Annotated in this window: 20 protein-coding genes and 1 riboswitch; of the genes, 16 read left to right on the top strand and 4 right to left on the bottom strand. The window is 70.2% G+C overall.

Features of this window, described 5'->3' with window-relative positions; genetic code table 11:
* Positions 1–43: 43 nt before the first annotated feature.
* From ACNPQM_RS24725 to ACNPQM_RS24705, 5 genes are all read left to right on the top strand, one after another.
* A complete protein-coding gene (locus tag ACNPQM_RS24725) occupies positions 44–853 on the top strand; it encodes a c-type cytochrome (RefSeq protein WP_418085769.1) in 810 nt (269 codons plus the stop codon).
* The gene (locus tag ACNPQM_RS24720) at positions 850–1,902 is read left to right on the top strand and encodes a Rieske 2Fe-2S domain-containing protein (protein WP_418085768.1); all 1,053 of its coding nucleotides are present in this window, start codon (positions 850–852) and stop codon (positions 1,900–1,902) included. The genes ACNPQM_RS24725 and ACNPQM_RS24720 overlap by 4 nt, the downstream gene beginning before the upstream one ends.
* Entirely contained in the window at positions 1,899–3,524 is a 1,626-nt protein-coding gene (locus ACNPQM_RS24715; RefSeq protein ID WP_358861723.1) for a cytochrome b, read from the top strand. Before ACNPQM_RS24720 ends, ACNPQM_RS24715 begins: the two co-directional genes overlap by 4 nt.
* A 124-nt stretch (positions 3,525–3,648) precedes the next feature.
* A complete protein-coding gene (gene trpD, locus ACNPQM_RS24710; protein ID WP_418085767.1) occupies positions 3,649–4,713 on the top strand; it encodes an anthranilate phosphoribosyltransferase in 1,065 nt (354 codons plus the stop codon).
* 84 nt (positions 4,714–4,797) lie between these two features.
* Positions 4,798–4,915: riboswitch (SAM riboswitch) on the top strand.
* A gap of 172 nt (positions 4,916–5,087) precedes the next feature.
* On the top strand, positions 5,088–6,542 hold the full coding sequence (locus tag ACNPQM_RS24705; RefSeq protein ID WP_418085766.1) for an aminotransferase class V-fold PLP-dependent enzyme: 1,455 nt from the start codon (positions 5,088–5,090) through the stop codon (positions 6,540–6,542).
* 66 nt (positions 6,543–6,608) lie between these two features.
* On the opposite strand, the gene ACNPQM_RS24700 is transcribed toward ACNPQM_RS24705, so the two are convergent.
* Both ACNPQM_RS24700 and ACNPQM_RS24695 read right to left on the bottom strand, forming a co-directional pair.
* Complete coding sequence (locus ACNPQM_RS24700) at positions 6,609–6,890, bottom strand: Lrp/AsnC family transcriptional regulator (RefSeq protein ID WP_037694047.1); 282 nt, start codon at positions 6,888–6,890, stop codon at positions 6,609–6,611.
* On the bottom strand, positions 6,887–7,636 hold the full coding sequence (locus tag ACNPQM_RS24695; RefSeq protein WP_358861720.1) for a rhomboid family intramembrane serine protease: 750 nt from the start codon (positions 7,634–7,636) through the stop codon (positions 6,887–6,889). Before ACNPQM_RS24695 ends, ACNPQM_RS24700 begins: the two co-directional genes overlap by 4 nt.
* Positions 7,637–7,799: 163 nt before the next feature.
* Between ACNPQM_RS24695 and ACNPQM_RS24690 the strand changes: the two genes are divergently transcribed.
* The 5 genes from ACNPQM_RS24690 (at position 7,800) to ACNPQM_RS24670 (ending at position 13,286) form a co-directional block, all read left to right on the top strand.
* Entirely contained in the window at positions 7,800–8,042 is a 243-nt protein-coding gene (locus ACNPQM_RS24690; protein WP_266986548.1) for a hypothetical protein, read from the top strand.
* Positions 8,043–8,079: 37 nt separating this feature from the next.
* Entirely contained in the window at positions 8,080–9,441 is a 1,362-nt protein-coding gene (locus tag ACNPQM_RS24685; RefSeq protein WP_418085765.1) for an NYN domain-containing protein, read from the top strand.
* A 285-nt stretch (positions 9,442–9,726) separates the two neighbouring features.
* The gene (locus ACNPQM_RS24680) at positions 9,727–10,755 is read left to right on the top strand and encodes a C40 family peptidase (protein WP_358861718.1); all 1,029 of its coding nucleotides are present in this window, start codon (positions 9,727–9,729) and stop codon (positions 10,753–10,755) included.
* A 240-nt stretch (positions 10,756–10,995) separates the two neighbouring features.
* Positions 10,996–12,027 carry an NlpC/P60 family protein gene (locus tag ACNPQM_RS24675; protein WP_418085764.1) on the top strand — a complete coding sequence of 344 codons (1,032 nt, stop codon included), beginning with the start codon at positions 10,996–10,998 and terminating at the stop codon, positions 12,025–12,027.
* A gap of 17 nt (positions 12,028–12,044) precedes the next feature.
* On the top strand, positions 12,045–13,286 hold the full coding sequence (locus tag ACNPQM_RS24670; RefSeq protein WP_418085763.1) for a hypothetical protein: 1,242 nt from the start codon (positions 12,045–12,047) through the stop codon (positions 13,284–13,286).
* On the opposite strand, the gene ACNPQM_RS24665 is transcribed toward ACNPQM_RS24670, so the two are convergent.
* Complete coding sequence (locus tag ACNPQM_RS24665; RefSeq protein ID WP_418085762.1) at positions 13,243–14,529, bottom strand: glycosyltransferase 87 family protein; 1,287 nt, start codon at positions 14,527–14,529, stop codon at positions 13,243–13,245. The genes ACNPQM_RS24670 and ACNPQM_RS24665 overlap by 44 nt on opposite strands.
* 98 nt (positions 14,530–14,627) lie before the next feature.
* Here ACNPQM_RS24665 and ACNPQM_RS24660 point away from each other — a divergent pair, with 98 nt between their 5' ends.
* Positions 14,628–15,770 carry a glycosyltransferase family 4 protein gene (locus ACNPQM_RS24660; RefSeq protein WP_418085761.1) on the top strand — a complete coding sequence of 381 codons (1,143 nt, stop codon included), beginning with the start codon at positions 14,628–14,630 and terminating at the stop codon, positions 15,768–15,770.
* 66 nt (positions 15,771–15,836) lie between these two features.
* On the opposite strand, the gene ACNPQM_RS24655 is transcribed toward ACNPQM_RS24660, so the two are convergent.
* Positions 15,837–17,633: an AMP-dependent synthetase/ligase gene (locus ACNPQM_RS24655; protein ID WP_418085760.1), complete on the bottom strand. Its 1,797-nt coding sequence runs from the start codon at positions 17,631–17,633 to the stop codon at positions 15,837–15,839.
* Between the two features lie 281 nt (positions 17,634–17,914).
* Here ACNPQM_RS24655 and ACNPQM_RS24650 point away from each other — a divergent pair, with 281 nt between their 5' ends.
* From ACNPQM_RS24650 to ACNPQM_RS24630, 5 genes are all read left to right on the top strand, one after another.
* Positions 17,915–18,721, top strand: coding sequence for a metallophosphoesterase family protein (locus ACNPQM_RS24650; RefSeq protein WP_418085759.1), 807 nt, complete (start codon positions 17,915–17,917; stop codon positions 18,719–18,721).
* Positions 18,722–18,826: 105 nt separating this feature from the next.
* A complete protein-coding gene (locus ACNPQM_RS24645) occupies positions 18,827–19,276 on the top strand; it encodes an SRPBCC family protein (RefSeq protein ID WP_358861711.1) in 450 nt (149 codons plus the stop codon).
* Between the two features lie 4 nt (positions 19,277–19,280).
* Positions 19,281–20,609, top strand: coding sequence for an ArsA family ATPase (locus tag ACNPQM_RS24640; protein ID WP_418085758.1), 1,329 nt, complete (start codon positions 19,281–19,283; stop codon positions 20,607–20,609).
* Positions 20,610–20,715: 106 nt separating this feature from the next.
* Entirely contained in the window at positions 20,716–21,174 is a 459-nt protein-coding gene (locus ACNPQM_RS24635) for a DUF5304 domain-containing protein (protein ID WP_358861709.1), read from the top strand.
* 75 nt (positions 21,175–21,249) lie between these two features.
* Positions 21,250–22,191, top strand: coding sequence for an ROK family glucokinase (locus ACNPQM_RS24630; protein WP_358861708.1), 942 nt, complete (start codon positions 21,250–21,252; stop codon positions 22,189–22,191).
* The last annotated feature ends 49 nt before the right edge of the window (positions 22,192–22,240 follow it).

The raw sequence follows: 22,240 nt of genomic DNA, 5'->3' as shown, positions 1-22,240 counted from the left end.
ACATCCAGCATCGACGCAGAAGATCCTGACACCGGGGTAATCCGTGAAAAAGCTCTCCGCACGACGACGCCATCCGTTGGCGGCGGTCGTCGTACTACTCCTCGCGCTGGCGGCCACTGGGGGGCTGTACGCCGCGTTTGCGCCCGCGAGTAAGGCGCAGGCCGACGACACCGCCCAGTCCCTCGCCATTGATGAGGGCAAGAAGCTGTACTCCGTCGGTTGCGCCAGCTGCCACGGAACCGGCGGTCAGGGCACCACCGACGGGCCGAGCCTGGTCGGTGTGGGCTCCGCCGCCGTCGACTTCCAGGTCGGCACCGGCCGCATGCCGGCGCAGCAGCCGGGTGCCCAGGTACCGAAGAAGAAGGTCATCTACACCCAGGCCCAGATCGACCAGCTCGCGGCGTACGTCGCGTCGCTCGGCGCCGGCCCGATCGTGCCGACCAAGGACCAGGTCAACCCTGAGGGTGCGGACATCGCCAAGGGTGGCGAACTGTTCCGTACCAACTGCGCACAGTGCCACAACTTCACCGGTCAGGGCGGTGCGCTGTCGAAGGGCAAGTACGCGCCCAGCCTTGAGGGCGTGGAACCGAAGCACGTGTACGAGGCCATGCAGACCGGCCCGCAGAACATGCCGTCCTTCCCCGACACGACGATGCCCTCGCAGCAGAAGCGGGACATCATCGCGTACATCAAGACCGTGAACAGCGCCGAGTCCGAGAGCCCTGGTGGCCTCAAGCTGGGCGGGCTCGGTCCGGTCAGCGAGGGCTTGTTCGCCTGGATCTTCGGTCTCGGCGCACTGATCGCAGTTGCCGTTTGGGTCGCGGCCCACACCGCTAAGGCCAAGAAGTCATGAGTAGCCAAGAGATTCCAGAAGAGAACCTGCCTGTTGAGCAGGGCACCGCGCACACCGCGGTAAAGGTCGCGGACGACCCGTTCGCAGACCCGGGGCTGCCGGCCCACAGGCCGCGCATCCAGGACATCGACGAACGGGCCGCGAGGCGGTCGGAGCGCACGGTCGCGCTCCTGTTCCTGCTGTCCATGGTGGCGACGGTCGGCTTCATCGCCTCGTACGTCATCTTCCCGGTCGACAAGATCGTGTACATCTGGCCGTTCGGCCACGTGAGCGCGCTCAACTTCTCCCTGGGGCTGACCCTGGGCGTGGCCCTCTTCGCGATCGGAGCGGGCGCCGTCCACTGGGCGCGCACGCTGATGTCCGACGTGGAGGTGGCCGACGACCGGCACGCCATCGCGGCCGAGCCCGAGGTCAAGGCGAAGGTTCTCGCCGACTTCGCGGCCGGCGCCGAGGAGTCCGCGCTCGGTCGGCGCAAGCTGATCCGCAACACCATGTTCGGTGCGCTGGCCCTGGTGCCGCTCTCCGGTGTGATGCTGCTGCGCGACCTCGGTCCGCTGCCGGAGAAGAAGCTCCGCAACACCCTGTGGGCCAAGGGCAAGCGGCTCATCAACATGAACACGATGCTGCCGCTGCGTCCCGAGGACGTCGCCGTCGGTTCGCTGACCTTCGCCATGCCCGAGGGCCTGGACGAGGACGCGGAGGACTTCCAGAACCAGATCGCCAAGGCCGCACTGATGATCATCCGTATCCAGCCGGAGAACATCAAGGACAAGCGCGAGCGCGAGTGGGCCCACGAGGGCATCGTGGCCTTCTCGAAGATCTGCACCCACGTCGGCTGCCCGATCAGCCTGTACGAGCAGCAGACGCACCACGTGCTCTGCCCGTGCCACCAGTCCACCTTCGACCTCTCCGACGGCGCCCGCGTCATCTTCGGTCCGGCCGGTCACGCCCTTCCGCAGCTGCGGATCGGTGTGAACGCCGAGGGCAACCTCGAAGCGCTCGGTGACTTCGAAGAGCCCGTCGGTCCTGCCTTCTGGGAGCGCGGATGAGTACTGTGACCGACACCAAGCGCAAGGCGCCCGCCGGTGAGCGGGTGGCCGACTGGGCGGACGGCCGGCTCGGGATCTACTCCCTGGCCAAGTCCAACATGCGCAAGATCTTCCCGGACCACTGGTCCTTCATGCTCGGTGAAGTAGCCCTCTACAGCTTCATCATCATCATCCTCACGGGTGTGTATCTGACGCTGTTCTTCCACCCGAGCATGAACGAAGTCGTGTATCACGGCTCGTACGAGCCGATGCAGGGCATCCGGATGTCCGAGGCCTACGCCTCGACGCTGGACATCAGCTTCGACGTCCGCGGTGGTCTCCTGGTCCGCCAGATCCACCACTGGGCCGCGCTGATCTTCCTGGCCGGCATGTTCGTGCACATGATGCGCGTCTTCTTCACGGGTGCGTTCCGCAAGCCGCGTGAGATCAACTGGCTGTTCGGCTTCCTGCTGTTCGTGCTGGGTATGTTCACCGGCTTCACCGGCTACTCGCTCCCGGACGACCTGCTGTCCGGTACGGGTGTCCGCTTCACCCAGGGCGCGATCCTGTCGATGCCGATCGTCGGCACGTACATCTCGATGTTCCTGTTCGGCGGGGAGTTCCCCGGTCACGACTTCGTCGCCCGGTTCTACTCGATCCACATCCTGCTGCTGCCGGGCATCATGCTCGGCCTGCTGGTGGCGCACCTGATCCTGGTCTTCTACCACAAGCACACGCAGTTCGCGGGTCCCGGCCGGACGAACAAGAACGTCGTCGGCATGCCGCTGCTGCCGGTGTACATGGCGAAGGCCGGAGGCTTCTTCTTCCTGGTCTTCGGCATCATCGCCATCATCGCGGGCATCGCCTCGATCAACCCGATCTGGGCCATCGGCCCGTACCGCCCGGACCAGGTGTCCACCGGCGCTCAGCCCGACTGGTACATGGGCTTCGCCGAGGGTCTGATCCGAGTGATGCCCGGCTGGGAGATCAACCTCTGGGGTCACACGCTCGTCCTGGGCGTGTTCATCCCGCTGATGGCCTTCGGACTGGTGCTCGCGATCATCGCGGTCTACCCGTTCGTCGAGTCCTGGATCACCGGGGACAAGCGCGAGCACCACATCCTGGACCGCCCGCGCAACGCCCCGACCCGGACGGCCTTCGGCGTCGCCTGGATCACCGAATACGTCATCGTCTTCATCGGCGGTGGCAACGACCTCTGGGCCACGCACTTCCACCTCTCGCTGAACGCCATCTCGTGGTTCGTCCGGATCTTCATCTTCGTGGGGCCGGTCCTCGCGTTCATCGCGACGAAGCGGATCTGCCTCGGCCTTCAGCGCCGGGACAAGGAGAAGGTGCTGCACGGACGCGAGTCCGGCATCATCAAGCGCCTGCCGCACGGTGAGTTCGTCGAGATCCACGAGCCGCTCGGTCCCGAGCAGCTGCACACGCTCACCGCGCACGAGCAGTACAAGCCGGTCGAGATCGGCCCGACGGTCGACGAGAACGGTGTCGAGCGCAAGGTGCCCGCGATGCAGAAGCTGCGGGCCAAGCTCAGCAAGGGCTACTTCGGCGAGCACAACCAGATCGAAAAGGCCACCGCCGAGGAGTACAAGGAGATCACCAGCGGCCACGGCCACCACTGATCACCTGAACTGATCGCCACAGCAGGAGCCCCGTCCATTCGATGGACGGGGCTCTTCGCTGTCCCTGGGGCTCGATAGGGTGGAGTGCATCCCCTTTATCGGCTGTGGACCCCAGGAGCGGACCATGAACGTTGTGACCCCGGGCGGCGGCGACAGCGTGGCGGCTCGTTCCTGGCCGGGCGTGCTGAACCCGCTGCTGCGTGGCGAGGACCTCACCGCCGACGACACCGCGTGGGCGATGGACAGCATCATGAGCGGCGAGGCGACCGACGTGCAGATCGCCGGTTTCGCCGTCGCCCTGCGGGCCAAGGGCGAGACTGTCGACGAGGTCACCGGACTCGTCCGCGCGATGTACGAGCACGCCACCACGATCCACGTGCCGGGCCGCACGGTCGACATCGTCGGCACCGGTGGCGACCTCGCCAAGACGGTCAACATCTCCACGATGTCCGCGATCGTCGTCGCGGGCACGGGCGCCAAGGTCGTCAAGCACGGCAACCGGGCCTCCTCCTCGGCCAGCGGCGCCTCCGACGTCCTGGAGAAGCTGGGCGTCAACCTGGAGCTGACCCCGCAGCGGGTCGCCGCGGTGGCGGAGGAAGCCGGCATCACCTTCTGCTTCGCCGTGAAGTTCCACCCCGCCCTGCGGTACGCGGCGAAGGCCCGCAAGGAACTCGGCGCGCAGACCACGTTCAACATCCTCGGGCCGCTCACCAACCCGGCGCAGGTGCGCTCCCAGGCCGTCGGTGTCGCCGATCCGAAGATGGCTCCCATCGTCGCGGGCGTACTCGCGGCGCGCGGCAACTCCGCGCTCGTCTTCCGCGGCGACGACGGTCTGGACGAGCTGACGACCACGGCGACCTCCCGGGTCTGGGTGGTCCGCGACAACGAGGTGCGCGAGGAGGCGTTCGACCCGCGCGACGTCGGTCTGCAGCTGGTGCCCGTCGAGGCGCTGCGCGGCGCCGACGCGTCGTACAACGCCGATGTGGCCCGTCGGCTGCTGGCCGGCGAGACCGGTCCGGTACGTGAAGCGGTGCTGCTCAACTCGGCGGCGGCGCTGGTGGCGCTGGACCCGGGCGAGGGCACGCTGAACGAGCAGCTCGCCGCCGGAATGGCGAAGGCCGCCGAATCCATCGACTCGGGTGCGGCCCGGGCGGTGCTGGAGCGCTGGGTGGCGGTCAGCAACACCTGACCGTACGGAAATGCGGCACAGGGCGCGGTCCAGATCTTGGACTGCGCCTTGCACGCCGGCGCACGTATGGCAGGATACGGATCAGGTCATGAGTGACAGCGACTACGGCCCCGGCCCGCTGTCCGGCAACCCTCCGTCCGTGGCGGGGTGCCCCGGGTGAAGACCAGGCCGTAGGCAGCGAGGTCTGCGGCAAGCGCGGACCCCTCGGCATCTCTGAATGTCACCTCCCTGGGGTCCTGGTCCTCGAGGAGCCTCTTGTGAGCAAGCGAATGCGATAGGGCCCAAGGCCCTTCTCCGCACACCCTTTTCTTCCTCCTGCGCTGACGCGTGTCCGCCGGCGTAGTGAATTCGCCTGCCTCTTACGGGAGTTCGCCATGTCTGTCTTCACCGCTGCCGCCGACCAGTCCATTTGTACCCCGCTGCCCGTTCTTGGGCGGGATGTGACCGTTCCTCTGGTGACCGGTGGTGAAGTCACGTACGCCGCCCTCGACTACGCGGCCAGCGCCCCGGCCCTGCAGCGCGTGTGGGACGACGTCGCCGCGTACGCCCCGTACTACGGCAGCGTCCACCGCGGCGCCGGATACCTCTCGCAGCTCTCCACGGACCTCTTCGAGAACAGCCGCCAGACCGTCGCGGAGTTCCTCGGCTGCCGCCCCGAGGGAGACCAGGTGATCTTCACCCGGTCGACGACCGACTCGCTGAATCTGCTCGCCGCGGTGCTCCCCGCCGACTGCCAGGTCTTCGTGTACGAGACCGAGCACCACGCCTCGCTGCTGCCCTGGCGCGACGCCCGCGTCACCTACCTCAACGCCCCGCGCACCCCGGCCGAGGCCGTCGAGACGCTGGAGCGGGCGCTCGCCGACCGCGCCCCTTCCCCGAGCTCTCTGGTCCGTTCGAGCGGGGGAGGCGCCATCGGACCGGCGCTGGTCTGCGTCACCGGCGCCTCCAATGTCACCGGTGAACTGTGGCCGGTGAAGGAGCTGGCCGCCGTCGCCCACGCGCACGGCGCCCGGATCGTGCTCGACGCTGCGCAGCTCGCCCCGCACCACCCGGTGGACATCGCCGGGCTCGACGTCGACTGGGTCGCCTTCTCCGGACACAAGCTGTACGCGCCGTTCGGCTCCGGTGTCCTCGCGGGCCGCGCCGACTGGCTGCAGGACGCCGAGCCGTACCTCGCCGGTGGCGGCGCCTCGCGGAAGGTCGCCCGCCGCACCGACGGCGGAGTGGACGTCGAGTGGCACTCGACCGCCGCCCGCCACGAGGCCGGTTCGCCCAACGTCATCGGCGTCCACTCCATCGCCTCCGCCTGCAAGGCACTCACCGAGGCAGGCTTCGACCGGCTCGTCGCCCGTGAGCAGCAGCTCGTCACCCGGGTCCGTGAAGGCCTCGCCGAGGTTCCCCAGGTCAAGGTGCTTTCGCTGTTCGGCGACGACGCCCCGCGGGTCGGCGTCATCTCCTTCGTCGTGGAGGGCTGGAACAGCTCGCACTTCGCCGCGGCGCTCTCCGCCGAATACGGCATCGGGGTACGCGACGGACTGTTCTGCGCCCACCCGCTGATCCGCACCCTGCTGGGCGGCGACCCGCAGGACCCGGGCGAGTGCGGTGCGCCGGAGGCCGAGCAGGGCGAGCTCCCCCAGTCTCGAACGGACTCGACCGGGGGGACCCCCTCGCTGAACGCGATCCGGGTCAGTTTCGGCGCCGGTACGCCGGACGAGCACATCGAGCGCTTCGTCCGCGCGGTCAAGGAACTGGTGAGCCAGGGGGCCCGGTGGACGTATCGCACCGAGGACGGCCGCTGTGTCCCGGACCGGGGCGCAGCGCAGATCTGACGGGCCCGTCGTACTTCGGCCGGGGACGGGTAACAGTGCCCGTCCCCGGCCGAAGTACGACGCGACCTACGCGTCGAGACCGATGGCGAAGGCCGCCTCCAGGTCGTGCTGCGAGTACGTACGGAAGGCGACATGGGTGTCGGTGCCCTCGACGCCCGGGATCTTGCTGATCCGGCCGGGGATGACATCCGCGAGATCGTCGTGCCTGGCCACCCGGACCATGGCGATCAGGTCGTACGTACCGGTGACCGAGAAGACCTCGCTGACATTGTCCAGCGCGGCGATGGCCTCGGCGATCTCCGGAATCCGGTCCACGCTGGTTTTGATGAGCACGATCGCGGTGATCACGGCTGGCTTTCTCCCTCGGTGGCCGTCGCTGGAGCCTTCACTCTAGCCCCACCGCGGTAGCGTCCCCAGGCGTAGAGGAAGCCGCAGACGAAGCCGACCACGTGGGCGAGATACGCCACCCCGGGACCGCTGCCCGCGCCCTGCGCCGCCATCCACTGCAGGACGAACCAGAAGATCAGCACGATCCAGGCGGGAAAGCGCAGCGGAAGGAAGAGCAGGAACGGGAAGAGGCTGGTCACCCGCGCCCTGGGAAACAGGTAGAGGAACGCCCCGAGCACCGCGGAGATCGCTCCTGATGCGCCGACGAGGGTCTGGTCGGAGTTCGCGTGCGCCGCCGCGTACGCCAGTAGTGCGAGATAGCCGCAGCCAAGGTAGAAGAAGACGAATTCGGCACGGCCCATCCGCTCCTCGGCCATCACCCCGAACACGTACAGGAAGAGCATGTTGCCGAGCAGATGAAGCCAGCTGCCGTGCACGAACAGTGCGGTCAGCGGGGTGAGCAGCGCCTGCGCGGAGCCCGCCCACAGCTCGCTCGGAATCACCCCCCAGCGTTCGAAGTACCCGGCCTGGGCGGCGAGCAGGGTGTCGGCGGTGCCGTATGTGGAGTTGAAGCCGGAGAGCGGGCTGACCAGGAAGACGGCGCAGCACAGGGCGATGAGCGCATATGTCACCTGCGCACCGGCCGCCGTGGCGGCGCGCAGGAGCCTGCCGGTCACTCCGTCTCTCGCGGCCCGCCGATCGATCATGCACAGAGCATGACGCAAGGTGACGGAACGGGACAGACCGCCTCGCCGTGTCTATGGGTATGTGCAAGGCCGTAGGGTTACAGCAGGAGATCCGCAGTTCGACGGCGCACCGCGAGATCCTGTGCGGGAAGCAGCACGACGCTCGACGAAAGAGGACGCAACGATGACGACGGTTCCCCAGCCGACCGACGGGACCCGCTGGCGCTGCACGCTCTGCGGAAATCTCACCCGCTTCGACGTGACCCGTACCTCCAAGGTCGTCGAATACGTCCATCTCGACCTGGCCGGTGAGTCGACCGTCGAGGAACGCGAGGTGGTCAGTGAGACCATCGAGTCGGTCCGTTGCCGCTGGTGCAATGCGGTGGACCAGATCGAACTAGTCGACAGGCCGGGTGCCGACTCCTGACGGGGCCGTGCAGACAGACATTTTGGGGTGACGGATCGTGGAGCAGCCCGATAGCGGCGCCGAGCCGGCCGATGGAGCCGGCGACGCCGTCGAGGCGCTCGACCGCCCGCTGCCCGAAGGCGTACGGCGGCGGGTCGTCGCGCTGGTCTCGGACGCGTTCGGCGGCCTGACCGTCACCGAACTCCCGGCCCAGCTCAGGCAGTACGCCCGCTTCACCCCGACCCGGCGCGCCAAGTTCGCCGGGAACGCGATGGCGGCCGCCCTGGAGAGCGACACCCTGTTCCGTCAGCGCATCGGCGAACGGCTCCGGGAGTCCCAGTCGGAGCTGGCCGCTGCCGTGGAGGCCGGGTCGCCGCCGGCCGCCGCCGATCCCGTCGATGTGGCCGCGGCAGCCTATGTGCTGCGGCCGGTCGGCTGGGTGAAACTGGTCTCCGCGGCCGGCGAGGAGGTCCAGCGCGCCGACGCCGAGCGGGCCGACGAGGAGAGCCGGCGCGAGCTGGAACGGCTGCGCGAGGAGCTCGCCCAGGCCCGGACCCAGACGAAGAGCGAGACGGAACGGCTCCGCGCCGAACTCGACGCGGCCCGCAAGGAAGCCGATTCGTTGCAGCGCAAACTGCGGTCCGCCCTCAGCGAGGTCAAGCGCGGCGAGGCCGCGGTGCGCCGGGGCAAGGCCGAGGCCGACGCCCTGCGGGCCGAGACGGCCGCCCGGATCTCCGCCGCAGAGAGCGAGACCCGGCGGCTGCGGGCCCGTCTCGGTGAGGCGGAGGCATCCGTCGAGGCGAGCCGCAGAGCCTCCAGGGAGGGGCGTTCGGTCGAGGACATGCGGCTGCGGCTGCTCCTCGACACGGTGCTCGACGCGGCCCGGGGGCTGCGCCGCGAGCTGGCCCTGCCACCCTCCTCGATCCGCCCCGCGGACGGTGTCGACGCGGTCGAGCCCGGCGCGATGTCGCCCAAGGACATTGCTGCCAGGGCTCTTTCGGAGACCGATCCGGCACTGCTCGACCAGTTGCTCGCGCTGCCGCAGGCGCATCTGATCGTGGACGGCTACAACGTCACCAAGACCGGCTATCCGCAGCTGCCGCTGGAGAAGCAGCGGCTGCGGCTGCTGGGCGGTCTCGCGGTGCTCGCCGCGCAGTCCGGCGCCGAGATGACCTGTGTCTTCGACGGGGCCGAACTGGCCGCTCCGGTGCTGCTCGCACCTCCGCGTGGGGTGCGTGTGCTGTTCAGCAAGCCGGGCGTGACCGCCGACGAACTCATCCGCCAGCTCGCCCGCGCCGAACCGCCGGGCAGGCCCGTCGTGGTGGTCTCCACCGACCGTGAAGTGGCGGACGGCGTGGCGAAGGCGGGGGCCAGGCCCGTTGCGTCCGTCTTGCTCCTGAAGCGGCTTTCGCGCGTCTGACGCGCCTTGTGGTCAGTTGTCGGAAATCAGGGAACGTACCGTCAAGTGGCCGCTACGCCCTGTGTGATGAGAGTAAAGAAGTACCTGCTGAGGCGAGATTTTTCTTGCGAGGATTTGAACTGATCACAAGATGGTCACTAGGGTCAGGCTTCGAACCTTCGCACGGTTGATCACCCATCCGGGGTGGCGGCGAAGGAACCGCCGAGTCCGTGACGTGCACGGAGCCGGGGATTCTTTCCCCCCACAGCCCGGTAGGCGGCTCAGAGGAAGAAGGAGCTCGCCTTCGTGGCGTCCCACCGTCGTCCCAAGCAGCCGAGCCGCGCCCGTGTGACCGTGCTCACCGCGACCGCCGCCGCGGCCGTGGCCCTGACTTCCCAGGCCGCCCATGCCGACCCCAAGCCGACCAAGAGTGAGGTCAAGGCGAAGGTCGACAAGCTCTACCACGAGGCGGAGAAGGCCTCCGAGAAGTACAACGGGGCCCAGGAGCAGCAGAAGAAGCTCGAAAAGCAGGTCGGCGCGCTGCAGGACAAGGTGGCCCGCGGTCAGGCGGAGCTCAACACGCTCCGCAGCGGCCTTGGTTCGCTCGCCGCCGCGCAGTACCGCTCCGGCGGCATCGACCCGTCCGTTCAGCTCTTCCTCGCCTCGGACCCGGACACCTTCCTCGACGAGGCCTCGGCCCTCGACCAGTTGACGGCCAAGCAGGCCGACTCGCTGGAGAAGATCCAGGAGAAGCAGCGGGCCCTCGCGCAGCAGCGCAAGGAGGCCCAGGACAAACTGAACGACATCGCGGACGTCCGTAAGACGCTCGGCGAGAACAAGAAGAAGTTCCAGGGTAAGCTCGCCGAGGCGCAGCGCCTGCTCAACACCCTGACGGCCGCCGAGCGCGAGAAGATGGCTCAGGACGACCAGCGTGCCAGCCGCGCCGCCAGCGACCGGGTCAACCTGGGTAACGAGGTTCCCGCCTCCGCCCGCGGCTCCGCCGCCCTGAATGCCGCCGCCAGTCAGATCGGCAAGCCGTACGTCCGCGGCGGCACCGGCCCCAACTCCTACGACTGCTCGGGCCTGACCCAGTGGGCCTACGCCCAGGCCAGTGTCCACATCAGCCGCGTCACGTACACCCAGGTCAACGACGGTGTGCAGATAGGCCGCAGCGCCCTCAAGCCGGGCGACCTCGTCTTCTTCAACAGCACGTCGCACGTGGCTCTGTACGCGGGCAACAACACCGTTGTGCACGCCCCGTACCCGGGCGCGGTGGTCCGCTACGAGTCGATGAACACCATCGGCAGCTTCCAGTTCGGCGTGCGCGTCGGCTGACGACGCTCGAACGGGCGAATTGCCGCGCCCCGCACAGACGGCCCGCCCCGCCGGAGACCACAGGTCACCGGCGGGGCGCCGTCGTTCGTGACCTGCACCCATCCGCCACAGTCGTTCGTGCGCTCCGCAGTCGCCCGACTACTGTCTGTCTGCTGTGCGGCTCCCGTCCGTCGGTCCGCCCGTCCCGGGCGGCAGGGGGCCGCGTACGTCTGCGTACAGCGGAAGGGAGTGCGGCGTCCTGTGGTGTCCCATCGCCGTTCCACACAGCCCGGCGTCAACCGGAGCGTCCGGGTCACAGTCCTGTCCGCGGCCGCTGCGACCGCTGCCGCCACGCTCGGGGCGGCATCCGCGCACGCCGACCCGAAGGGCACGTCCCGGACCGCCAGGGCCGAGATCGACCGGCTGTACCGCGAGGCCGAGCGCGCCACCGAGCAGTACAACAAGGCGGGGGAGGACGCCGACCGGCTGCGCGGCGAGCTGAACCGGGCCCAGGAACAGGCGGCCCGCGGTCAGGAACGGATCAACCGGATGCGCATGGCGCTCGGTTCGGCCGCCGCCGCGCAGTACCGCTCCGGTGGCATCGACCCCTCAGTCGCCCTGCTGCTCTCCGCCGATCCGGACAGTTACCTCGACCGGGCAGCCACCCTGGACCGGCTGAACGACCGTCAGACCACCGCCTTGCACGAGCTCCAGCACGCCCGGCGCGGCCTCGCGCAGGTCCGTGCGGAGGCTGCCCGCTCGCTCGCCGGTCTGGAGCGCGACAGGGCAGCCGCCACCCGCCACAAACGGACCGTCGAGGGCAAGCTCCGGCAGGCCCGGCAGCTGCTGATCTCGCTGCCTGCCGCGGACCGGGCGGCCTTCGACGGCGCCTCGCGCTCCGGCCGCGACGCCTCGTTCTCAGCCTTGGCCGGTCTGCCGGCCGGCTCGTCCCGGGCGGCGGCCGCTGTCATGGCCGTCCGCCGGGCCATCGGACTCCCGTACATCTGGGGCGCCAGCGGACCCGCCGGATTCGACTGCTCCGGGCTGATGCAGTGGGCGTACGCCCAGGCCGGTGTCACCCTGCCGCGCACCTCGCAGGCGCAGCGGTACGCCGGTCACATGGTGCCGCTCTCCGAGGCCCGCCCCGGCGATCTGGTCGCCTACCGCTCGGACGCCAGCCATATCGGGATGTACGTGGGCAACGGGCAGGTGATCCACGCCCCGCATCCGGGTGCTCCGGTCCGCTACGACTCGGTCGGCATGATGCCGGTCTCCTCGGTGACCCGCGTCTGACCCGTACCCTCGGTCAGGTGGCTGATCAGGGGCGCACCGCAGGGCGGGGGCATGACGGACGGCGGCGCGCGGCGGGCGCGGCGCTCGCCGGACTGCTGCTCGCATCCGCCTGTGCGGCCCCCGCCACCCCCGACCCCACCGTCCGGGCCATCAGTGCCGCCCTGGACCGCCGCGCCGCCGCCGTCCTGGACCACGACCCGGACGGCTTCCTCGCCGTACTCGCCCCCGGGGCCACCGGCCTGCGGACGGCCCAGCGCCGCGAGCTGGCCCACCTTGCCGACGTGCCGCTGAGCTCATGGGCGTACCAGGTGACGGACGTGCACAGGCGCGGAGCCGGCCGGGCCACCGCCGATGTCGAGCTGCGCTACCGGATCGCGGGCTACGACAGTGCTCCGGTCACCGCGGACCGGGTGCTCGACCTGGAGCGGGACCCGGCGGACGGCCGCTGGTACATCACCGCGGACCGGGCCGGCCGGGACGGCGGCCTCCAGCTGTGGCAGCAGGGCGACGTCCAGGTCGTACGGGGCAGGCGAAGTCTCGTCCTCGGTGTGGGGCGGACAACGGCGGAGCTCCGCGCGATCGCGGGCACCGCGGACCGTGCGGTGCCCGCCGTCTCCGCCGCCTGGCCGGAGCGCTGGGCCCGCCGCGTGGTGGTCCTCGTGCCGGAGACGACCGACGACATGGCCGGGCTGCTGGGGGCACCGGCGGCGAACTACCGGGGCATAGCGGCCGTCACCACCGGTGAGACCGGCGGCCGGGCGCCCGCGGACCGGGTGATCGTCAATCCTCAGGCGTACGCGACGCTCGGCACGTTCGGGCAGCGGATCGTCCTCACCCACGAGACCGCCCATGTCGCCACCCGCGCCCGCACCTCCGCGTCCACCCCGACCTGGCTCTCCGAGGGATTCGCCGACTGGGCGGCCTACCGTGGCGAGCACCGGACCGCCGGGCAGGCCGCGCCCGAACTGGCCGAAGCGGTCCGGCGCGGTGAGCTGCCCGCCGAACTGCCCGCCGACGAGGAGTTCGGGTTCGCGGGAGACTCCGGGCGCCTTGCGAGGGCGTACGAGGGCGGCTGGCTGGCGTGCGCGCTCATCGCCGACCACTGGGGCGAGCAGAAACTCTTCGCCTACTACCGGGCCGTCGGGGGGCACTCAGGACGGGACGGAGCGGTGGAGCAGGCGATGCAGGACGTGCTCGGCACGACGCCGCAGGAGTTCACGGCGCGCTGGCGGGAGTATCTGCGGTCCCGTCTCGGCTGACCCGCTCCGCCGGAGCGGACGACCGGACCGGCGGCCGGTGCCGGTCCCGGCGGACCGGCGCGGGCACCGTCTCCTTCCACAGCCGCCGGGACGCGACCAGGGCCGCCGCGACCAGCAGACCGTTGCGTACGAACATCAGCGTCACGCCCTGCGCGTCGCTGGTCACCACGTGGACGAACCCGAGCGGGAACTCCAGCTGGGTGACGCCCGTCGCGATCAGCACCAGAACGGCCGGCAGCCCCATCCGGCTGGAGCGGAAGACCACACAGACAGCCGCGAGACCGACCAGCCACAGCATGTACTGAGGGCTGATCACCCGGCTCGTGGTCGTGAACAGCAGCACCGCCGTGAACGCCGCGTCGGCCGGCGTGCGCACCCCGAAGTCGCGGGCCAGCAGCCGCCACACCACCAGCCAGCCGAACGCGGCGATGCTCAGCGCCAGCGCCAGCGCGCTCACCAGCGGTACATGCGGGCCCAGGAATTCCAGCGACCCGTAGTTCAGCTCCACCCGGCCCTGCCAGCCGAACTGCCGCGCCACATGGAAGACCAGCGCCCCCAGCGACTCGACCTCGGTGCCGCGGTCGCGCTGGAACCCGAGAAAGGCCAGCGCTCCCGGCAACGCGGCCGTGCACACCACCAGCAGCCCGGCCGCCGTCACCACCGCCGCCGTCCATGAGCGGCGGGTCGGCTCCCCGCGCGTGGTCCCGGCCAGCAGCAGCACCGGCCACACCTTCAGCAGCGCGCCGAAGGCGGCCAGAGCCCCCAGCACCCGCGGATGCCGTACCCCCGCCAGCAGCGCCGCCACCGCGACCGCCGTCACCATCACGTCGTACCGCGCATACGCGGTCGTGCCGAGCAGGGGCACCCCTGCCACCCACACCCAGCCGCCCGCGGTCCGCCTGCCGGTACGGCGGCCCGCGTACAGCAGCAGGCCGAGCACCAGCGCGTCGCAGAGGCAGGCGAGGACGAAGAAGGCCGAGGCGTAGTCCAGGAACGGCAGCAGGGCGGGGGAGAGGACGGCGAGCGCCGCGACGGGCGGGTACTGCCAGGTGACATCGTCCAGCGGATACGTGCCGGACTTCAGCACCTCGGACCAGCCGTGGTAGATCACCGAGACGTCGCTCGTCACGTCCGGGCCCGGCAACGTGACGACCTTGAAGACGCAGAGCAGCAACGCGGCCCTGGTGAGGGCCCACACCGCGACGGGTGCGAGAAATCTGCCGGTTCCGCCTGCTGCTGTCATGCCCGCGCCCATCCCCTTCGCCAGTGGCTCCGAGCCATGATGCCCGGCCCGACTGCGGGTGAGCCATCAAGCCGGGCCGTTCGGTACTGTCGGCGGAGATGGACAAGACCCTGATCGTGACCAACGACTTTCCGCCCCGACCCGGCGGGATCCAGGCATTTCTGCACAATATGGCACTCCGCCTGGACCCCGGCCGGCTCGTCGTCTACGCCTCCACCTGGAAGCGGAGCCCCGAGGGCGTCGCGGCCACCGCCGCCTTCGACGCCGAGCAGCCGTTCACCGTCGTCCGTGACCCTGTGACGATGCTGCTGCCGACCCCGCGGGTGACCCGGCGCGCGGTCCAGCTGCTGCGTCAACACGACTGCACCTCCGTCTGGTTCGGGGCCGCGGCCCCCCTCGGGCTGATGGCACCGGCACTGCGGCGGGCGGGTGCCCGGCGACTGGTCGCCACCACCCACGGGCACGAGGCCGGCTGGGCCCAACTTCCCGCGTCCCGCCAGCTGCTGCGCCGGATAGGCGAGGGCACGGACACGATCACGTATCTCGGCGAGTACACCCGCTCCCGGATCGCCGGCGCGCTCACCCCCGAGGCCGCCGGCCGAATGGTCCAACTGCCGCCCGGCGTCGACGAGAAGACCTTCCACCCGGACTCGGGCGGGGACCGGATCCGGGCCCGGCTCGGACTCTCGGACCGGCCCGTCGTCGTCTGTGTGTCGCGGCTGGTGCCCCGCAAGGGCCAGGACACCCTGATCCTCGCGATGCCCGCGATTCTGGCGCGGGAGCCGGACGCCGTCCTGCTGATCGTCGGGGGCGGACCGTACGCCAAGGAGCTGGAGAAGCTGGCCGCGGAGACCGGCGTCGCCGACTCGGTGCGGTTCACCGGACCGGTGCCCTGGGAGGAGCTGCCCGCCCACTTCGGCGCGGGCGACGTCTTCGCGATGCCGTGCCGCACCCGTCGCGGCGGCCTCGACGTCGAGGGGCTCGGCATCGTCTACCTGGAGGCGTCCGCTACCGGACTGCCGGTGGTGGCGGGCGACTCGGGCGGCGCCCCCGACGCCGTACTCGACGGCGAAACCGGCTGGGTGGTGCGGGGCGGCTCCGTCGAGGAGACCGCCGACCGCGTCGCCACCCTGCTCGGCGACCCCGAACTGTGCCGGCGGATGGGGGAGCGGGGCCGGGCCTGGGTCGAGGAGAAATGGCGCTGGGACCTGCTCGCGGAGCGTCTCAAGGCGCTGCTCTGAAGATACGGGGAGGGGCCCGCACGACCTGTCGCGCGAGCCCCGCCCCGTACACCTGCAACCACGGGATCAGCCGTGGTAGATCGACTCCACCTCGTCCGCGAAGTCCTTCGCCACCACATTGCGTTTCAGCTTCAGCGAGGGCGTGATGTGGCCGGCCTCCTCGGTGAACTGCGAGGCCAGGATGCGGAACTTGCGTACCGACTCCGCCTTGGACACCGCCGCGTTGCCGTCGTCCACCGCCCGCTGCACCTCGGCCAGCAGTTCCGGGTCCTCGCGGAGCGACACCACCGTCGAGCCGGCCGGCTTGCCGTGCTCCGCGGCCCAGCGGCCCAGGAACTCCTCGTCCAGGGTGATCAGCGCACCGACGAACGGCCGCCCGTCGCCGACCACCATGCACTCCGCGACCAGGGCGTGCCCGCGGATCCGGTCCTCGATCACTGCGGGAGCGACGTTCTTGCCGCCGGCCGTAACAATGATCTCCTTCTTACGGCCGGTGATCGTCAGATAGCCGTCCTCGTCGAGGGTGCCGATGTCGCCCGTGTGGAACCAGCCGTCGGCCAGCGCGTCGGCCGTCGCCGCCTCGTTGTTCCAGTAGCTCGCGAACAGATGCTCGCCGTGCAGCAGCACCTCGCCGTCGTCGGCGATCCGGACGACCGAGCCGGGCAGCGGCTGGCCGACCGTACCGATCTTCTGCCGGTCCCACGGGTTGAACGCGGTGGCCGCGCACGTCTCCGTGAGGCCGTAGCCCTCCAGCACCGTGAAGCCGATGCCGCGGTAGAAGTGCCCGAGCCGCTCGCCCAGCGGCGCACCGCCCGAGATCGCGTACTCGCCGCGGCCGCCGAGCACGGCGCGCAGCTTGCTGTAGACCAGCCGGTCGAAGACCTTGTGCTTGAACTTCAGGCCCATGGAGGGGCCTTGAGGGGTACCCAGCGCGCGGCTGTACGCGATCGCCGTGTTGGCGGCCTTGTCGAAGATCTTGCCCTTGCCGTCGGCCTGCGCCTTGGCTCGCGCCGAGTTGTAGACCTTCTCGAAGACCCGCGGCACACCGAGGATGAGCGTCGGCCGGAACGTGGCCAGTTCATCGGTGAGGTTCTTGATGTCCGGTACGCAGCCGAGCCGGATCGGGGCCATCACCGCGGCCACCTCGACCAGCCGGCCGAAGACATGGGCCGCGGGCAGGAAGAGCAGTACGGAGCACTCGCCGGTACGGAAGAGGGGCTTCAGCCGCTCCACCACGTTGCCGCACTCGGCGAAGAAGCTGCGGTGCGTGAGCACACAGCCCTTGGGGCGGCCGGTGGTGCCCGAGGTGTAGACGATGGTGGCCGGGTCGTCGGCCTTGGCGCCGGTGCTGCGCAGGTCGACGGTCTCGTCCGAGACCTCCGCGCCCGACGTGGTCAGCTCGTCGACCGCGCCCTTGTCGATCTGCCACACGCTGCGCAGCTCCGGCAGCCGGTCGCGCATGGCCGCGACGGACTCGGCATGCCCGTCGCTCTCCACGATCACCGCGACCGCGCCGGAGTCGCCGAGGATCCACTGGACCTGCTCGGCGGAGCTGGTCTCGTACACCGGGACGGTGACCGCGCCCGCGCTCCAGATCGCGAAGTCCAGCTGCACCCACTCGTAACGAGTACGGGACATCAGACCGATCCGGTCACCGGGCTGCACCCCCGCGGCGATCAGACCCTTGGCGGCGGCTCTGACCTCGGCCAGGAACTGGGTGGCGGTGACATCGGTCCACACGCCCGCCACCTTGCGGCTCATCACCGCTGCGTCGGGATGCTGAGCGGCATTGCGGCGGATGAGATCCGTCAGGTTGCCGTCCGAGGGGACCTCGTACAGGGCCGGAAGGCTGAACTCGCGCAAGACTGCTGCTCCTCATCGGGCTCCGGTGCCACGGCTCTGTGTGATGCGCCGGCTGCGGTCCAAGACTGGCAGGGTGCTCAGTGAGGTGAGCACGACTGGACTGCCCGGACGTTACCCACCAGTACTCGGTTCCGGATAGGGGGTTCCGGCCAGATGTCTTATGCGTCACACATCTCGGTGATCCTCGCGCGCACAGTAGTGCACCCAGGTGACAAGCATGAAGTATTCGCAGGTCCAGCGGGCTCTACCCAGGCCGTCGGCGGCGCCCTAGGGTGATCGTCATGCCAGCCGGAGTGAACAGCCGCGAGGGTGCAACCGCACGCCGCACCCGGATCCACGTGGTCAGCGACGTGCACGGGAACACCGAAGCCCTGGCCCGGGCCGGGGACGGCGCCGACGCCCTCGTCTGCCTGGGCGACCTGGTGCTCTTCCTCGACTACGCCGACCACTCGCGCGGCATCTTCCCCGAACTCTTCGGCGTGGAGAACGCCGACCGGATCGTCGAGCTGCGCACCGCCCGACGCTACGAGGAGGCCCGTGACTTCGGCCGCCGTCTCTGGGCGGGTCTGGACCGCGATGCCGCCATCGTCGGTGCGGTGCGCCATCAGTACGCCGAGATGTTCGCGGCCTTCCCCACACCGACGTATGCCACGTACGGCAATGTCGATATCCCTGATCTCTGGCCCGAATACGCCCGCCCCGGCACCACCGTCCTGGACGGCGAACGCGTCGAGATCGGCGGCCGCGTCTTCGGCTTCGTCGGCGGCGGGCTGCGAACCCCGATGCGCACCCCGTACGAGATCAGCGACGAGGAGTACGCCGCCAAGATCGAGGCGGTTGGCGAGGTGGACGTCCTGTGCACGCACATCCCGCCCGACGTACCCGAGCTGACCTACGACACGGTGGCGCGCCGGTTCGAGCGCGGCAGCAGGGCGCTTCTCGACGCGATCCGCCGGACCCGCCCCCGCTACGCCGTCTTCGGCCACGTCCACCAGCCGCTGGTCCGCCGGATGCGGATCGGCGCCACCGAATGCGTCAACGTCGGTCACTTCGCCTCGACCGGCCGGCCCTGGGCCCTGGAGTGGTGACCACACGGCCTTGACCCTGGGACGATGCGCTCCCCGCACGCGATAGCCTTCTGGCGGCAGGCCTCTGCCGACAGACCGGTACACCGCACTGGAGGAGCCACAGCGATGGCTGAACACACCAGCTCGACCATCACGATCGAGGCGGCACCGGCCGACGTCATGGGCGTCATCGCCGACTTCGACCGGTACCCGGAGTGGACCGGTGAGGTCAAGGAGGCCGAGGTCCTCGCCAAGGACGAGCAGGGCCGCGCCGAGAAGGTCCGGCTGGTCCTCGACGCCGGTGCGATCAAGGACGACCACACGCTCGCCTATATCTGGACCGGCGACCACGAGGTCAGCTGGACCCTGGTCAAGTCCCAGATGCTGCGCGCCATCGACGGCTCCTACTCACTGGCCCCGCTCGGCGACGGCAGCCGCACCGAGGTCACCTACCGGCTGACCGTCGACGTCAAGATCCCGATGCTCGGCATGATCAAGCGCAAGGCGGAGAAGGTCATCATCGACCGCGCGCTGGCCGGCCTGAAGAAGCGCGTCGAGTCACTCCCGCGAGGCTGACCGGATGCGTACGGTCCTCGTCACCGGCCCCGGCGGTGCCGGCCGTACCACCGTTGCGGCGGCGACCGCACTGGCCGCGGCCCGCCGCGGCCGCCGCACACTGCTGCTCTCCGCCGACGCCATACCCGGTTTCCCCACCGGCACGGAACCCGTCGAGGTCACCGAGGGACTCCGGTTCGCCCGCATCGACTCCGGCGAGCACTTCCGTACCGAACTTCTCGCCCTCCAGGACCAGGCGTCCTCCGTACTCGGCCTGCTCGGCGGGAACCGGCTCGACGGCGAGGAGCTGACCGAACTCCCCGGCAGCACCCAGCTCGCCCTGCTGCACACCCTGCGCCGGGCCGCCCGGGGCGACTGGTCGGGCGACGGCTACGACACCCTCGTCGTCGACCTGCCCCCGCTGCGCGAAGCCCTCGCCGTACTCGCCCTGCCCGAACAGCTGCGCCGCTATCTGCGCCGCCTGCTGCCCCCGGAGCGCCAGGCCGCCCGCGCCCTGCGCCCGATGCTCGCCCAGCTCGCCGGCGTCCCGATGCCCGCCCAGTGGCTGTACGAGACCGCCGCCCGCCGGGACGCCGAGCTGGCCTCCGTCCAGGCCCTGGTCGAGGACCGCAGCACCACGGTCCGCCTCGTTGCCGAACCGGGACCCGCCGCCGAGGACGCCCTGCACACCGCCCGCACCGGACTCGCCCTGCACGGGCTGCGTGTCGACACGCTCACCGTCAACCGGGTGCTGCCCAGGCATTCCTCCGACCCCTGGTTCGCCGATCTCGCCGCCCAGCAGGAAAAGTGCATCGGCCACTGGTACGAGGAGTGGGTGCCGGCCGTGTCCCTGTGCGAGGTGCCCCACCTCGGGCGGGACCCGCAGGGGCTCGACGACCTCACCCTCCTCGACACCTTGTCGAGCTGCACCACCTTCGAGGCGGCGGGCACCGGCGGCGGGCTCTTCGCGGGGGACGGGCTCGCCGTCGAGCTGGACGACCGGCCGGGCGGACGCGCCCAGGACCCCTGGTGGGTCGAGGACCCGAACGCCCCCGACGAGCTGCGGGAACCGCTCCGTGGCCGACCGGACGCGACCGTCTCGCCGCGGCCGGCCGTCGGCGAGGACAGCGACGGGGTCCTGGTCTGGTGCCTGCCGCTGCCCGGAGCCGTCAAGGAGGACCTGCAGCTGGTCCGGCGCGGCGACGAACTGCTCCTGACCGTCGGCCCGTTCCACCGGATCGTGCCGCTGGAGTCCGGGCTGCGCCGCTGTACCGTCTCCGGCGCCGCGCTGACGGACGGTGTGCTGCGGGTCCGGTTCACGCCGGACCCCGCACTGTGGCCGCGTACCTCCTGAACGGCGTACCACCGTTCGGGTAACGTCGGTAGTACACGTCCCGCATACGGCGGTGGACCACACCTCCGCACGCGCGACGTCCGCAACCACGTCGCAGGAGTCCGCCATGAGCGAAGCCACCGATCGTCCCGCCGACGACGACGCGTGGGCCAAGGCCTGCGCCGAGGACCTGGAAGCCGAGAAGGCCCGTCGCCGCGCCGAGTACGGCCCGCCGACCGGTTCCGCGGCCGAGGAGCTCCGCAAGTTGGTCGACGCCGTGGCCGACAAGGTCGCCTCCCTCCAGTCACCGCTGTTCGGCGTCGCAGCCCAGGGGGCCGTACAGCAGGTGATCAAGCAGGCGAAGGCCGCCGTCGAGCCCGTCATCGAACGCAATCCGGACGTCTTCGGCCACATCGCCGCGGCCGGCAACGAACTCCTCGCTGCCTACCGCTCCGCCGTCGAAGGCCAGGAACGCCGCTGGACCCAGGGCGCCGCCGACCCCGGCCACGCCTCGAAGAAGGCCGACGACCCCACCGACCCGCGTGACGACGACAGCGGGCCGGGCGAACACATCGACCTGGACTGACCGGCATCGATAGGGCGGGAAGCGGGGCTCGGGTACGGTTGGCCATAGCGGGGCTCGACCGAAACTGAGGGATTTATGGGACTCACCATCGGCGTCGATATCGGCGGCACGAAGATCGCGGCTGGAGTGGTCGACGAAGAGGGCCGGATCCTCTCGATGTTCAAGGTGCCGACCCCGCCGACGGCTGAAGGCATCGTGGACGCGATCGCGGCGGCGGTGTCCGGAGCCAGCGAGGGACACGAGATCGAGGCGGTCGGCATCGGCGCTGCCGGATACGTCGACGACAAGCGTGCCACTGTGCTGTTCGCGCCGAACATCAACTGGCGGCACGAGCCGCTGAAGGACAAGGTCGAGCAGCGCGTCGGCCTCCCCGTCGTCGTCGAGAACGACGCCAACGCGGCGGCCTGGGGCGAATACCGCTTCGGTGCAGGCCAGGGCCACGACGACGTCATCTGCATCACGCTCGGTACCGGCCTCGGCGGCGGCATCATCATCGGCAACAAACTGCGCCGTGGACGCTTCGGTGTGGCCGCCGAATTCGGCCACATCCGGGTCGTCCCGGACGGGCTGCTCTGTGGCTGCGGCAGTCAGGGCTGTTGGGAGCAGTACGCATCCGGGCGCGCGCTCGTCCGGTACGCGAAGCAGCGTGCCAACGCCACCCCGGAGAACGCCGCGGTCCTTCTCGCCCTGGGCGACGGCACGGTGGACGGCATCGAGGGCAAGCACATCAGCGCGGCCGCCCGGCAGGGCGACCCGGTGGCGATCGACTCCTTCCGCGAGCTGGCCCGTTGGGCCGGCGCCGGACTCGCCGACCTCGCCTCCCTGTTCGACCCGTCCGCGTTCATCGTCGGCGGCGGCGTCTCGGACGAGGGCGATCTCGTCCTCGACCCGATCCGCAAGTCGTTCCGGCGCTGGCTGATCGGCGGCGAATGGCGGCCGCACGCCCAGGTGCTCGCGGCCCAACTGGGTGGCAAGGCAGGCCTGGTGGGCGCGGCCGACCTGGCCCGCCAGGGCTGAGCCCACCACGTCACGGACAAGACCGGACGCCCGCCGCGCCCTCACCGGG

Origin of the sequence: Streptomyces sp. NPDC056231 (genome assembly GCF_048270745.1) — a bacterium.
Lineage (GTDB): Bacteria > Actinomycetota > Actinomycetes > Streptomycetales > Streptomycetaceae > Streptomyces.
The sequence above is the reverse complement of the archived record's forward strand: the minus strand, read 5'-3'. Positions and strand labels throughout refer to the sequence as shown.